The 15473-nt window shown below is 35.9% G+C and carries 12 protein-coding genes and 1 other RNA gene; 2 read left to right on the top strand and 11 right to left on the bottom strand.

Annotation, left to right across the window (positions count from 1 at the left end; genetic code table 11):
• Positions 1–12: 12 nt before the first annotated feature.
• From MHI47_RS08145 to MHI47_RS08105, 9 genes are all read right to left on the bottom strand, one after another.
• Complete coding sequence (locus MHI47_RS08145) at positions 13–1914, bottom strand: ATP-dependent DNA helicase (protein WP_340830389.1); 1902 nt, start codon at positions 1912–1914, stop codon at positions 13–15.
• 56 nt (positions 1915–1970) lie between these two features.
• Entirely contained in the window at positions 1971–3098 is a 1128-nt protein-coding gene (locus MHI47_RS08140) for a THUMP domain-containing class I SAM-dependent RNA methyltransferase (RefSeq protein WP_093534598.1), read from the bottom strand.
• Complete coding sequence (locus tag MHI47_RS08135) at positions 3098–4816, bottom strand: putative bifunctional diguanylate cyclase/phosphodiesterase (protein WP_340830388.1); 1719 nt, start codon at positions 4814–4816, stop codon at positions 3098–3100. Before MHI47_RS08135 ends, MHI47_RS08140 begins: the two co-directional genes overlap by 1 nt.
• 106 nt (positions 4817–4922) lie before the next feature.
• An RNA gene (gene rnpB / locus MHI47_RS08130) (RNase P RNA component class B) lies at positions 4923–5306 on the bottom strand.
• 144 nt (positions 5307–5450) lie between these two features.
• A complete protein-coding gene (gpsB, locus tag MHI47_RS08125) occupies positions 5451–5747 on the bottom strand; it encodes a cell division regulator GpsB (protein WP_093534602.1) in 297 nt (98 codons plus the stop codon).
• A 79-nt stretch (positions 5748–5826) separates the two neighbouring features.
• Positions 5827–7101: a ribonuclease H-like domain-containing protein gene (locus MHI47_RS08120; RefSeq protein WP_340830387.1), complete on the bottom strand. Its 1275-nt coding sequence runs from the start codon at positions 7099–7101 to the stop codon at positions 5827–5829.
• A complete protein-coding gene (locus tag MHI47_RS08115) occupies positions 7091–9370 on the bottom strand; it encodes a DEAD/DEAH box helicase (RefSeq protein ID WP_093535686.1) in 2280 nt (759 codons plus the stop codon). Before MHI47_RS08115 ends, MHI47_RS08120 begins: the two co-directional genes overlap by 11 nt.
• Positions 9363–9731, bottom strand: coding sequence for a YppE family protein (locus tag MHI47_RS08110; protein WP_093534606.1), 369 nt, complete (start codon positions 9729–9731; stop codon positions 9363–9365). Before MHI47_RS08110 ends, MHI47_RS08115 begins: the two co-directional genes overlap by 8 nt.
• A 75-nt stretch (positions 9732–9806) precedes the next feature.
• Positions 9807–9962 (bottom strand): hypothetical protein, encoded by a 156-nt coding sequence (locus MHI47_RS08105; RefSeq protein ID WP_175496162.1) that lies wholly within the window; start codon positions 9960–9962, stop codon positions 9807–9809.
• Between the two features lie 183 nt (positions 9963–10145).
• On the opposite strand from MHI47_RS08105, the gene recU reads away from it, so the two are divergent.
• Positions 10146–10745 carry a Holliday junction resolvase RecU gene (gene recU, locus MHI47_RS08100; RefSeq protein ID WP_340769016.1) on the top strand — a complete coding sequence of 200 codons (600 nt, stop codon included), beginning with the start codon at positions 10146–10148 and terminating at the stop codon, positions 10743–10745.
• 21 nt (positions 10746–10766) lie between these two features.
• Complete coding sequence (locus MHI47_RS08095) at positions 10767–13457, top strand: PBP1A family penicillin-binding protein (RefSeq protein WP_340830386.1); 2691 nt, start codon at positions 10767–10769, stop codon at positions 13455–13457.
• A gap of 94 nt (positions 13458–13551) precedes the next feature.
• Here the strand turns inward: MHI47_RS08095 and MHI47_RS08090 are convergent, their stop codons facing one another.
• Positions 13552–14100 (bottom strand): PadR family transcriptional regulator, encoded by a 549-nt coding sequence (locus MHI47_RS08090; RefSeq protein ID WP_340762128.1) that lies wholly within the window; start codon positions 14098–14100, stop codon positions 13552–13554.
• A gap of 73 nt (positions 14101–14173) precedes the next feature.
• Positions 14174–15361: a YhgE/Pip domain-containing protein gene (locus tag MHI47_RS08085; RefSeq protein WP_340769014.1), complete on the bottom strand. Its 1188-nt coding sequence runs from the start codon at positions 15359–15361 to the stop codon at positions 14174–14176.
• Positions 15362–15473: the final 112 nt, after the last annotated feature.

Genomic DNA, 15473 nt, shown 5'->3' with positions numbered 1-15473 from the left:
TTCCCCCTTGATTCATTTCGAAATTGGTGTAGGTAATACCCCTGTAAATCTACTTTCTTGTAATGCTTCTTCTTCATTTAACAATAAATGAATTTCCCCGTAATCACTAGATGTACGGATCAAACGCCCAATACCTTGTTGTAATCTTAAAAGCATAAATGGCAATTCTACTTCCTCAAATGGATTGTTAGAGAAAGAACGTTTTGCATCAAATAGTGGATCTACAGGTGGAAATGGTAGATCGTAAATAATAACTCTGGTTAAGGCTTCTAAAGGTAAATCTAACCCTTCCCAAAGATGATAGGAACATAAAGTGGAGTATTCTCCATTTTGGAATTCTTTTACAATGGTTGAAAGCTCCCGATCTCCTTCAAAGACGATATCGCTTCTATCACCTATAGTAGCTCGGAAAGAAGCCATTGCTGCTTTGGATTTAAACAAAATAAGGGTTTGCATTGGGTTATTTAATAGTTTCTCCACATGATAAGGCTTCTCTTGCTGTTCCATTTCCTCCGTGTATATCTTCATCACTTCGTCATAATCAAATGGAGATGCCACAGAGAACGATTGGAATTTTTCGATTCCTAAAGAATCTGCAATATACGTAAAGTCCTTTTCTATAGATAATGTAGCGGAAGAAAAGACAATAGGTATTTTAGAAGTAAATAGCTTCTCATTTAAAATGTCCGTAACTAGTCTCGGCATGATGATTAACGTTTCATAACCATCAATGATCTCTAACCATTCAATTCCGTCCCCTTTTTCGGTGAATAAACGAAGAGAGAATGTGTATTGCTCTAAAAATTCTTCTACCATACGTAGCTCGTATTCAGGAATCGTATATAACTCAGACTCGAACACAAATTCTTCTAACAAGCTATCAGTTACTCGAATTGCCTGTTTACACAATTCCATTAACTCGAAAGATTTATCAACTTTCATCCGATCCGTTTCTTCCATGTTACTACCAATACGTAACAAACCAAATATCTTATCGTGTAATTCTTGGAGAACTTCCATTAAGTTCAATGTTTTTTCTCGCACACCGTCAACCATTACTTTTTCCAGTAATCGAATAAGTGTTTCACTTTGAATTTCGTACGTTAAAGCTTTTTGAGCAGCGAATTCAAGTAAATGCCCTTCATCTAATACGGCCATTGATACCTCGGGTAATAATGGCATTTGACCTTCACGTATACGAGATTCTTTTGTCCAAATATGCTCCATTAAAAATTCATGTGAGCAAATGATTAAGTCTGTAGACTCACGATAATGCTGTCGATGAATTGTTTGTCCACAACGATTTCGCAAATCACAAACCATACATTGCTGAGTTGGATGATAATTAACTTTCTGCCAATCCTCATCGCTTACTCCAGCAAACTGACTGCGCTCTCCATATGGATAAATTTTTTGCATAGATGAATGTGCATATACAAAGTCCGGAACTTGATCTTCAATTTCTTCTAAGAAATATTCATTATCATCATCTTTTTGTGCTTCTTCTAATCGTTTCAAACATAAATATTGATCACGTGATTTTGCTAATCGCACATCAATTTTTATATCTAAATAGTCTTGAAGTTTAAAAATATCTCCAGCTTCTTTTACAAGTTGTTCAATTAGTGTTTCATCTGCGCATGCGATTAAAGCCGGTTTTCCAGAATAACGAGCATACGCAATAGCCGGAAGCAAATAAGCAATGGTTTTACCAGTACCTACTCCCGCTTCAGCAAATAGCACATTTCTTTCTTTTAACGTTTTTTCAATTTGATATGCCATGAAAATCTGTTCGTCGCGACACTCAAAACCTTTTTCGGGTAATTCATCATATAATACATCACCCATCCAGTCTCCTAATGATTCGAAGAAAGAACGGTCTTTTGAAAGTTGGAATGGTAAAGCTTGCTTCATCTAAAAACTCCCTTAAATAATAATATAACAGCAAGGGGAACTAGTCCCCCTTACTGTTATGAACGTTTACCCCAGAACTGATAGTAGTCCGTTCGAATAAATCCATTAAATAATTTACGCTTCTTAGTTGCACGTCTACCGTATACATTCTCAAAGTTTTCCATAGACGATAACATATAGACAGACCAGGAAGGATACTGGCTCATTAAATACCCTAGTTCACCAATAACCTGCTCGATTTCTTCCACTTCACCAATACGTTCTCCGTAAGGTGGGTTACTAACTATTACTCCATCTGTCAAAGATGTAGTAAAATCCTTTGCATGCATTTGTTTGAATGTGATTATGTCACCAAATCCAGATTCAAATGCGTTTTGTTCCGCAATTTGAATCATTTTAGGATCAAGGTCTGAACCGAAAATTTGAAGTTCTTGATCATAATTGGCCAATGATTCTGCCTCATTACGTACTTCTTCCCAAACTGTTTTTGGCATCCATGGCCATGCTTCACTATGAAAATCGCGATTAAACCCTGGTGCAATATTTTGTCCAATCATTGCTGCTTCAATCGGAATAGTACCGGATCCACAAAAAGGATCTACAAATGGTCGGTTCGGATTCCATTTAGAAATTTTCACTAAAGCTGCGGCAAGTGTTTCCTTTAGTGGTGCTTCCCCTTGTCCATGGCGGTAACCACGTTTATGAAGACCTGCACCACTTGTATCTATTGTAATGGTAGCTATATCTTTTAATATACTTATTTCCAGTTTGAATGTTGCTCCAGATTCATCTAAAAAACCAGTTCTTTTATGTGCTAATTTTAAGCGTTCCACTACTGCTTTTTTTACTATTGCTTGACAGTCTGGTACGCTGAATAATGTAGATTTGACTGATTTTCCTTGAACCGGAAATGCTGCATCGACAGGTAAATACTTTTCCCATTGTACAGCTTTTGTGCCTTCAAACAGTTGATCAAAGGTTTTTACCGGAAACTGAGCAGCTACTATTTTAACTCTGTCTGCAACACGTAACCAAATATTTGCACGCGCAATTGCACGCTCGTCCCCTTCAAAATAAACCTTGCCATTTTCCGTTGTTGTTTCATATCCTAATGCTTTTACTTCATCTGCAACGATTGATTCTAATCCCATAGCTGACGTTGCTACTAATTTAAATGTTGTCATTATATATTCCTTTCCTGTCTATAAATTTCCCATAACTCGATAAAATCCATAAGCTCCTTTGCCGCTAATGGTTTACTATAATAATATCCTTGAATGATATCGCAGCCCATTTGCTGTAAAAGCTTTACTTGACCTATCGTTTCTACTCCCTCTGCTACAACTTTTATATGCAGCCGATGAGCCATTAATATGATTGTCTCTACAATAGCTTGCTTATCTTGTAAGTTAGTAATTTGTTGAATAAAACTTTTATCTATTTTCAAATAATTTAGTGGGAATCTATTCAAATAACTTAGAGATGAGTATCCAGTTCCAAAATCATCAATTGAAATTTTAAAACCCATTGCTTTTAGTTTAACAAGTTTATTTACTATATCGTCTGAATCCTTCATCACTGTACGTTCTGTAAGCTCTAATTCCAATAGGTGCGGACTACAATTATATTGCATTAGTATAGAATTTATACGTTCTATAAAATCATCCTGTTGAAAATGAACAGATGCGATATTAATGGACACCGGTAATATATGTATCTTCCCTTGAGATCTTGACTCCAGTATATCCAAACAAACTTTTTCTAATATTACCTCACTTAAAGGAATAATTAGACCAGTATCCTCCGCAATTGGTATAAATTCAGCGGGTGAGACAAAACCTAACTTAACATTGTTCCATCTTACTAAAGCTTCTACCCCAATTATATCTTGTTTAGCTAATCCGATTTTTGGTTGATAGTGAATGAAAAAGTCTTTATTTTGAATAGCTTTTCTGAGCTCTGCTTCTAGTACAATTATTCGTTTTGAGTCTTTCTTTAAATCATCAAAATAAAAAGCATATTGGTTTCTACCATTTTGTTTTGCAAAATACATTGCCTTGTCTGCTTTATTTATCAATTTCTCAATATCTTTACCATCTTGCGGAAAAATACTAATTCCTATACTTGCAGTGACATATACTTCTGTATCATTTATGAGAAATGGTTTGTTAAAGAGCTTTGTAATATCCTTAGCCAAGTTTGCAGCTTCTTTTTGATATTCTATGTTGGATCTAGAAAAGACAAATTCGTCTGCACCATAACGAGCAAAAATATCGGAAGAACCAGCTATCGAGTTTATTCTGTTAGTAACCTCTATTAATATTTGGTCACCTACTTCATTCCCCAAGGTGTCGTTTATCTGCTTAAACCGATCTAAATCAATAAATAATATAGCATGACTATGTATAGAATTATTTACTTTCTCAAATAATAATTCATTGAAAGCATTTCGATTCAGAATATTGGTTAATAAATCGGATTGAGTTAGTTCTTCAAGTTCTTTTTCCGTCTCTTTTTCTATAGAGATATCGGAAAAAACCCCGTAATAATTGGTGAGCTGCCCTACTTTATCAAATACGCTATATATAGAAAGAATTTCTGGATATATTTCTCCATTTTTTCGTCTATTCCAAATCTCGCCCCTCCATGATCCATTGGAGCGAATTTTAGACCACATTACTTTATAAAAATCGGCATCCTGTTTCCCGGATTGTAATATGTTTGGATATTTCCCGAGTATTTCAGATGACCGATAACCTGTAAGTGTCTCAAAAGCATTATTTACCATAGTAATTTGCATTTTTTCATTTGTAATCATAATACCTTCAGTTGTTGACTGAAGAATTTGTTCCAATAATTCAATTGAAAAGCTCTGTAAACGTTCGGGTGGTTGTTTTTTCATAATCTTTTACCTCCCCTATTACGTAATTCAGTAAAATTATTCATATAATAGAAAAGCTCTCCGTTAATGGAGAGCTTCTTAGTTATTAAATATAGCCACTCATACACTCAATAAGCCATGTTTTGTTTCCACGGTACTCAAACGGTGCATTACCTCGTACGTATGTGGACGGCAATCATCTATCTACAGATGAAATCTGTTTTTCTATCCGTTCAATTCCTTCAAGAAAATGCCCCTACCATAATTTGGGTTTCTCACTCGTGGGGTTTACCTCGTTCCACCTGTATAGTTTCCTATACAGCTCCGTCACTGTGGCACTTTCAGAGATTGTCAGCCATATCCTAAGACTTAGGCCTTCATCCCGCCGTTAGCTATTAATAGCTACCTTAGTTTATTTTTTCACTAAGCACGAACACTACATTCATCGCAGAATTGTGTGAGCATGGACTTTCCTCTACAATGTCTAGCATTGCAGCGATTGCCCGAATATATAAGTGGTATTTCCATTATATACGAATCTCCAAAGTTTTTCAATATAAGATTATGCCAAATTGTCTTTAGCATCTTTTTTCGTAAGTCATGCCCGATTAGTCTACAAGTAGAGCTGTGATATCTATAGGAAACTTAGTAATAATTATTCGTACAATTTACTACCAAAAACATGTTTTTCTAGATGTGAAAGACGCTTTAAAATATCAAAGTTAGTTGCCCCAGTTTGCGGAGCAACAGCTTGTGTTCTCTTTGGCATTTCCTCTAGTTGTTCTTTTAGTTTATTATTTTCTAATTGGAGTTGTGCAATTCTTTTTTCATAAGCCTCGTAATCTTGAATAACATCGTCTAAAAAAACATCTACTTCTTCTTGGTTATAACCTCTTAAACCCGTTTTAAATTCTTTTTCTAATATATCAGATGCCTTTAGTTTAAATTCCATATGGTATCTTCCTTCCATCAACAATTCGCTACTCATATTATAGCATATCGGTGTCGAATAATGGAGTTTTTTCAGCCGTTTATATGCGTTTTTTGTTATGTTCTGCGCTTTCCCGGGAAATATTTAACTTCCGAATTATTCTCATTTCTCTCTTAGTAAGTTCCTTTTTCAAGCGAGACTGTACGTCTTTATTAAGTTTTGCTTCATATTCTATGCACTGCTGCGTCATTTCTAAAGCTTTTGGGAAATCTTTTACTTGATGTTCGAATAGCTTTGCCAGCTCAATATAAACCTCTATACGATATTTCCCAGAAATCTCTTTCAATGCTTGTTCAAACGCTTTCAAACTGTCCTCGTAAGAACGAGCTCGTTTTAAATGGAGACCCACGAAATAGTAAGCGATACTAGTCTCTTCTGCAGAAAAATTATTTACGACAAAAGTAAACCAATCCATACTTGTATTCATCGTTTTTAAATCTCTAAACCATTTAGCGATATTAGTATAAGTTGTGGCTGTTTCCACTACATCTTTTTCTTGAAGTAATTCTACGGAGAGAATATAAAGCGTTACAAGCGATAAAATATCCCATTCATTATGCTTTAATACCTTCATCAAATTGATAGGATTACCACTTTTCACTGCATCAAAATAGATTATTGGTGCTAGGTGACCAGGTATATCATTTTCTCTTTTAAATCCAAGCTTCATTTCCTCTATTTGCTTTAACTTAAAACGCTCTAATTCACCCTTCCAAATTCTTTTAGAAGAATGCATTAAATCAATTTGATGATGGTGCTTTAATCGTGGTAAATCGTTTCTATTCATCGTCCATCTTGATAGCAGCTGGGGAAGGTCAAAACTCTTCCCGTTATACGTAATAATAGTCTGTTCGTTTACCCAAAAATCAGTCGCCTTTAAGAAACTTACCTCTTGACCTGGATCAGCTAGCACAAATTGAGTAAGCAAGAACCCATCCTCCACTTCCTTTAACACTCCGTTTAAGAAAATAAGTACTCCCGCACCTTTTAACCCGGTCGTTTCTGTATCATAAAAACAAAAGGGACTTTCTTTAGTAATAGTTAAAGGATGCGTCGGATAGACTTCCTGCATAAACTTTATTGCCTGTTGTAGTTTATTAAGCCCAATATTCCCATGTATATGCCCCAAAGGATAAAAAGTTTCCTTTACAAAGTAAAATCCTTTTTCTTCTTGTATAAATTTTAACCCTGCATTTTTCCACGGTTCAACGTAAAAGGGAAGCGCCATTTCTGACTCTTCCTTTTTTACTACCTCTTCAATTGGCTTCTTTTTCACTAAATTCTTCATTTGCATGAGTTTTTTTTCATACGACATGGCGGTCCACCTGCAATAAATGAAGTAACTTAATCACTTCTTCCTTTAGATTCAACTCCGCGTCTTGAGCACCAATACATGCAGGGCAGCCATGCATACAAGAGCAACTCTCTACCTGAACTGTTACTTTTGGTACTAACTCATTCCAAAGATCAAACATTCTTTCAGAGAGACCGATTCCACCTGGATAACTATCATACATATAAAAAGTCGGTTTTTCTCCGTGAATCGATTTAACCTGAGGCACAACATGGATATCCTTCGCATCACAATGAATAAATAGTGGGATAAAAGCATGTAACGCATAAGAAACCCCTGTCATTGCGTCTGACAACAAAGTGTCTTTCCAACCGTCTGGTTTATCAAAACTAAACCAGGTAGAAGAAGTATGTAATTCTATTGGTGGTAAATGGATTTGACCAGAACCGATATTATCATGTGTATCAAACTTAATCTTTTTGAATATAGTTGGTTGTGCTAACACTATAATGTCACCGAATCGAAGTATCCCAATGTCAGCTTCTTTTGCTCTATCTTCGCTTAATACTTTTAACTCAATTGCTATATTAGCATCTGTAAAATAATCGACATCGACTTCTCGCACAAATGCTTTTTTCTCTTCCCAGTCTAAAATTTCTACTTGGAATTGAGTTCCCTGATGTAAGTAAATAGCTTCTTCGTGAAGTAATGTCATCGCACTATATTGATCCATTTCACCAATAACCCTAGTTTTAGTTGGAATTGATTGATCGATAATAATAACATTCTCTTGAGATGCGGAACGTAGGCTTATATTACTTGCCGGAAAACTATCAGACATCCAATGCCATTTTTCTGATGTTTTTAAAAGGACACCTTCACTTTCAAGAAATGCTAGTAACTCCTGTATAGAAAATTCTGCATACATATCGGCAGGTGAAAAAGGTAATTCAAAGGAGGCACATTTTAAATGATCCATCAAAATTATCATATTATCCGGATGAATCCTTACTTCTTCTGGAGACTGTCCAAGAAAGTATTCAGGGTGTTTTACTACATATTGATCAAGAGCGGTAGACCCGGCCACATATATAATAAGTGCTTCATCCTGTCGTCTACCTGCTCGTCCAGCTTGTTGCCAAGCGCTAGCAATGTTCCCTGGATATCCCGTCATAATACACGCCTGCAGCTGTCCAATGTCGACTCCTAACTCTAATGCATTGGTACTAACAACCGTTCTAATTACTCCCTCTCTTAGTCCCTTTTCAATAGTCCTTCTTTCCGAAGGCAAATAACCGCCTCGATAACCTCTTATTGTTTGATCATTAATCTTTTTACTAACTAAGGATTGTAAATACGTCACAAGCATTTCTACTCGCACACGGCTCTTCGCAAAAACAATTGTTTGAATACCATTTACATATAATTCCTGTGCCAAATCTCTAACTTCTAAAACGGCACTCCTTCTCACATTAAAAACTGGATGGACTATTGGAGGATTATAAAATATGAAATGTTTTCTCCCCGCTGGTGCACCGTTCTGGTTGATCAATTCATGAGGTGTATTCGTTAAATTTTCAGCTAGTTCCTTTGGATTTTTGATGGTCGCAGAAGTACAAATAAATTGTGGATTGCTTCCGTAGTATGCACAAATTCTTTTCAGACGTCTTATAACATGTGCAACATGACTCCCAAAAACACCCTTATATGTATGGATTTCATCTATCACAATATATTTTAAGTTTTCAAATAGAGTAACCCATTTTGTATGATGTGGTAAGATACCCGAATGCAACATATCAGGATTAGTTAAGACTATATGTCCAGACTTCCGAATTTTTTGTCTAATACCCGGGGCTGTATCACCATCATATGTGTAACTTAGTATTTCTTCCCCTGTTGCTTCAATCAAATTATTTAGATCGCTTTTTTGATCTTGTGCTAATGCTTTTGTTGGAAATAGATAGATTGCCCGTGAGGTTGGATCTTCCATAATCGATTGTAGTACTGGGAGATGATAACAAAGTGACTTTCCAGAGGCTGTAGGAGTGATCGTTGTGTAAGACTTACCGGATGATGCTGAATCGAAGGCTAGTCGCTGATGTATATATAACTGATTTACACCACGGCTTTTCAGTGCCTTTTGAATGGACGAATGCATTGTCTCTGGAAATGGAGCATAAATTGCTTCTTTTTCTTCGGTTGTGTGAATATGTTCAATTTGTGGAAAGCGATTTTCATCCACTTTCCACGCATCTAATAATTGATGAATGCTTTGTTTTTCAAGCATATTCATCCCCTACTTCCTTAATAGCTTGAATAATTGTTTCTAGCGTGTATTTGGATGAATGGACAGACGAAAGAAATCTTTTTTTGCTTGTCCCTTTATAGTAAGATTGCACGATAAACTGTTTCATGGATTCAAGTAATGAGTCAATTTGGCTTGGGTGGACATATTTTGGACGTTTCACTTGAATCCATTTCCGGACCAATTGTTCCCATTCCAGACAGATCTCATCTATTTTATATGCATGTGGTTTTACATCTATAAAAAAATCTGGCTCTTTATCAAGTTCTCTATATTGATGAAAACGTAAAATGCAATCATCGCATTCTTTCATTAGTTGGTTGCTAAGCTTTAATAATGACAAAGTGATCCCTCGCATTCTATTTACAGTTTAGCAAATTCACACTAATATTACTAGTTCTAAGCGAACGTACATTCCTTACAATTTGTTTTCAATTTTTTCTAGCTTGCCTAATAATCGAAATGAGTTTTTACTAAAATCCTCTTCAAATTTATCCTGCTCGTCATTTAATCTCGTTTCCAATAAAAATTCTAGAAGCTCTAACTGATCTATTAATCTTTCAATTTTGTTCATTTTATAGTCCCCCTTTTTTAGTATTTATTCGCTGGATTTATTTACTCTCCTTCCTGTATGACAAAGCATCTTCTCGATAGACAAAACAAGTGCCTACTCGACATTTCGGAATATGAAACCTTCTTTAATAGCTGTTCGTCTAATCTACTTGTGATAAACTAATAGCATAAAGAGGTGATTATTTTGGCTATTCATTATCCAAATGGAAAAGCGTATGTCCCCGTGATCCAAGCAACAAAAGAAAAGAAAAAGGATTACTCATTCAGCAATAGGGGTAAGACGTTAGAGGACGAAATTAGTGATGCAAATGAATATTATATTGCGCAGGATATAGCTGTTGTTCATAAAAAGCCGATACCTATTCAAGTCGTCAAAGTAGATTATCCCTCAAGGAGTAGTGCTGTTATTAAAGAAGCTTACTACCGTACTCCTTCTACAACCGATTTTAATGGAGTATATAAAGGGAGATATATTGACTTTGAAGCAAAAGAAACGGAAAATAGAACAGCGTTTCCCTTAAAAAATATTCATCTTCATCAGGTAGAACATATGCGAAAGGTGTCTAAACAACAAGGGATTACCTTTTTGCTCGTCCGTTTTTCTGCATTAGATCGTTATTTTTGTTTGCCATTTGAACAATTATCATTGTTTTGGGATAGAATGCTAACAGGAGGAAGGAAGTCTATTGCCATATCTGAAATGGAATCACATGCAATAGAAATTACTCCAAGATATGCACCAAGAATTGATTATATAAAAATAGTTAATGACTTGAACGTATAAAGTGAAAGTGAGGAGACGTTTATGAGTGAGCAAAAAATGACTCGTGAACAACGAAGAAAACAAGTACAAAAAAAGAAACAATCTAAAACACCAGCTAAAATGTGGGTAAAAAGAATTTTATTAACCATTGTCATTATTGGTGTCGTCGGACTTATAGGTGGAGGGTCATTATTCGCCTTCTATGCTAGCAGTGCCCCTGAGCTCGATGAAACTTCATTAAAAGATCCAATAAGCCCAAAATTGTTAGACGCTAACGGTGATCTTTTCGCAACAGTTGGGGCGGAGAGCAGGGAATATGTCGCTTATGACGATATTCCACAACAAATGGAAGATGCGATTATCGCTACAGAAGATGCTCGTTTTTACGATCATTTCGGTGTCGATGTATTACGTTTAGGGAAAGCCGTACTCGCTAACCTCACAAATGGTTTTGGTGATCAAGGAGCAAGTACGATTACACAACAGGTCATAAAAAACTCGTTTCTTACAAATGAAAAAACTTTAAAAAGAAAAGCACAAGAAGCTTATCTTTCCATAAAGCTTGAGAGAAAATATCAAAAAGAAGAAATTTTTGAAATGTACTTTAATAAAGTACTAATGTCTGGAAGAATTTACGGTTATGGGACAGCAGCTCAACATTTCTATGGTAAAGACTTAAAAGACCTTACTTTAGATCAATTCGCAGTTCTTGCAGGTATGTCACAACGTCCAAATGCGTTTAACCCGTTTAAAAACCCAGAACTTACAAAAGATCGAAGAAATGTTGTATTACATTTGATGAATCTACACGGCAAAATTACAGAGGAAGAAATGAAAGCAGCTCAAGCTGTCCCTATTGAAGAGGCACTACTACCCGAAGATCAACGAGTTGCTAAACAGGATTCTAAATATGATGCTTTCATAGATATCGTTTTAAATGAATTAGAAGCAAATGGAGATGGGGGTGCTATCTCTGAAGGGATTACCATCTACACGACATTACAACCAAATGCTCAACAACAAGTAGAGAAAACATTAAACTCTGATATGTTCCCTACTGAAGATATCCAGTCAGCCGTATCAGTAATCGATACGAAAACAGGTGCTATTGCAGCTGTTGGTGGTGGTAGAAATTATGGAGCTGACAGAGGCTTTAACTTTGCTCAGGACATGACCACACGTTCACTTGGCTCGACGATTAAACCACTGATTGATTATGGTCCAGCTATAGAATACCTAGGCTGGTCAACAGGACAAACAATTACCGATGAAAAAATTACCTATACGGGAACTGAGCAAGTAGTACGAAACTTCGATGGTAAATACAAAGGTAAGATGACATTTAGAGAAGCGTTATATAATTCTCGAAATGTTCCTGCTGTTAAAACACTGCAAGAAGTTGGTACAAAGAATGCCGCAGAATTTATAGACCGATTTGGAATTGATCTTGGGAATATAACAGAAAGTAGTGCAATCGGCGGTACTTCTAAGGCAATGTCCCCTATTCAATTAGCCGGAGCTTATGCAGCTTTTGGAAATAGCGGAGTCCATACAGAGCCATATTCGATTAATAAAATCGTATATCGTGATGGCAAAACAGAAAAAAATTATAAACCAAAATCTAAAGAAGTTATGAAAGATTCTACCGCTTATATGGTTACCGATGTATTACGTGATGTATTGACAAAAGGTACCGGTAAGCGAGCAGATGTCAGCGGGTTAGACATTGCTGGTAAAACAGGAACATCAAACTATAGTAAAGATGATATGAATAAATGGGACCTACCAAGTAGCGCCTTTCCTGACGTTTGGTTCGCTGGATACACAACAGACTACTCAATTGCTATTTGGTCTGGATATCCAGAGATGAAAACACCAATGACAACGAATGAGGAACGTAATCTTCCTCAAAATATTTTCCATGAAGTTATGGCTAACATTTCTACAGACACAGCTAATGAGAAATTTAAGAAACCAAGTTCTGTCGTAGAAGCCACAATTGAAAAAGGCTCAAGCCCTCTTAAACTAGCAAGTGAATATACACCTGACGAACTAAAACTGACGGAACTATTTGTAAAAGGCACAGAGCCAACCGCAGTTTCTGAGGAATATGAACAACTAGAATTGAATTCACCATCCAATCTTTCTGTGGATTATGATGAACTAGCTTCTACTGCCACATTATCTTGGGATTTTGAGCAAGAAGATTTAGAATCGGAAGTTCAATTTGAAGTTGCCGTTAAGGTAGATAACGGAGCCAATGAATTAATTGAAACGACTAAACAAAAAGGTTTAATCATACAAAGTCTAATTCCAGGAAGCACATATATGTTCAGCGTTACCGCAGTCTCAGACGGTATCCGAAGTGAAAGTGTTTCCGTACAATTAACGTTAGATGCTGAAGTTGAAGAAGAATTAGATGAAATTGAGCCAATTGAAGAAGAGCCAAAAAATCCAGACGGCTCGAATAATGGTAATGAAAATAATAATGGTAATAATGGCAACAACGGTAATAATGGTAATAATGGAAATGGAAACAATAACGGCAATGGCAACAACGGTAATGGGTCAAATCCAGGGACAGATCCTGGTGCAGGTGGTGCAAGTCCTGGTCCTGGCGCAGGAACAGAGAAGCCTGATGATGGATCGACTGTCCCTCCAACTGAAGGTACTGGAGGTACTGGAGGTACTGGAGAAACCGGAGAAATTGATGATACCGGAACAACCCCTTAATAATAAAGAAGCAGATCTTGACATTAGTCAAGATCTGCTTCTTTATTTATGTTAGATTTAGGCTATTTAAGTGCAATGCTCTCCACATACTATCTCAAGATTCATTTATATCCCTATTTCTCAATTTGACAATTAACTTCTCGAGCCAAATAATTTCATTTGCGATCGTATCCGAGAAATATGCATCCGCAAAGTCCACCATTTCCTGCACAGTATCCTCTACGTGAATGTGACTATAGATATCTTTTAATTGTAACTGCTTCGAGTGCAAGCTTTCTAGCTTTCTCTCCAAAATAAGAATGATGTGGGATTTCTCTACATAACGTAAAAACATTAATCCAACGATCACTTCTGCTAGCTTATTTGCTTTTTCAAATAGTTCATATATTTTTTTAGGCAGGTCTTCACGACCCTTTTCAGTTATGGTATAAACCTGTTTATCTGGTCGATTTTCTTCCTTGATGACTTCTACCTGCTGGATTAGTCCCTGCTTGGAAAGAGATTCAAAATGATAGTATAGTTTGCTTTCTGTTAAATCACCTATTTTATCAAATGGAATAGGATCTGATAATTCTTTTTTTAATTTATAAGGATAATTATCCTCTGCCATTAACTTACTTAAAATATAAATTTGGATTGACATAATACACCTCCATACTTAATTTACATTAGAAGTAATAAAGCTTCAACCATGTAACATGATTGAAGCTTTATTATTAATTATTTACTATTGGCTGAGCATTTACTGGGACGCTTGTATTTGCGCTTGCTATTACATCCAATGGTACGTCTTTGTGAACGAATCTCACGATGATCATATTGATTATCATTGCTCCGACTGCTACAGCTACTAAGCCCCATAAGAATGGAGATTGTTCTGTAGAACCGAACATAACCGCATAATACGATTGTACGGAATAGTACATAGGTGAAATATGACTAACGAAGTTAAAGAAACCATACATCATTTCACGAGGCATTGTCGCACCGTTCGCAATCGTTTGTGATAATAATACAGGGATATTAATAATCATACCTGCTTCACCAATTAGGAATGTGAAGATTGCACATACATTAAATGCCGCCATATATAACAAGATTTGTTGACCTGCAAGTTTGAATATAATACTTGTATCCAAATCTGCAATTGAAAACGCCACTATTAATGCAAAGATCGTTGAAACAACTGCTATGATCAATGCTGAACCTTGTACATAAGTGAATAGTTTTACTTTAGACGCTTTACCACGGCTAAGTTTAAAGGCACCGACTAGTTGCATTGCCGCAATCATTGCTCCTACATAACAAGCCATCGTTAAGAACATAGGTAACATGCTGTTGTGCATACCATCTGGCACATCATTCATGATGACATAGTTTCCTACATAAGCCGTTTCGATTTGCTCTGCTATTGCAGTCGCTTGCTCTTCAGGTACATTCATATTTAATAATACACCTTGAGCCGTTTGTGTGGAGAAGCTTGTACTTAACTGGTTGTTAATTTCTGTTACAACTGAGTTCATTGCTGATGAAACCATTGTAGCTGATGCTTCGTTTACAGTGAAATCAATTTGAGCTGATTCACCTTTTTGAGCATTTTCTGTAAATGTTTCAGGAATATGGATAACTAATGCATACTTGTTATCTCCTAATTTATCTAAAGCTTTTTCATTTGTTAACTCTGTATCTATCTTAAATGGTAAAGATTCGGTCAACTGTTCCGCTATTTGTGAACCGGATTCACCAGCATCATCATTAATAATCGCAACTTTTAGTTCATCCATATTACCGGGTAATGCTGAATAGCCTAATAGAAAAATTAATAGCATAGCTATAGCATAAAATATGCCCATAAAAATAGATGCTTTAAAGCCTTGTAAGTTTAAAAATTGTTTGAATTTCATTCTTTATTTCCCTTCTTCAACTAAACTTCGATTAAAGTACTTCAATTAAAGTACTTTGCTTTAACTATATTAAATTATTATATTATAAAAGTAAAGATGTTTACTATGCCTT

Origin of the sequence: Psychrobacillus sp. FSL H8-0487 (assembly GCF_038008385.1) — a bacterium.
GTDB classification, from domain to species: domain Bacteria; phylum Bacillota; class Bacilli; order Bacillales_A; family Planococcaceae; genus Psychrobacillus; species Psychrobacillus psychrotolerans.
The sequence above is the reverse complement of the archived record's forward strand: the minus strand, read 5'-3'. Positions and strand labels throughout refer to the sequence as shown.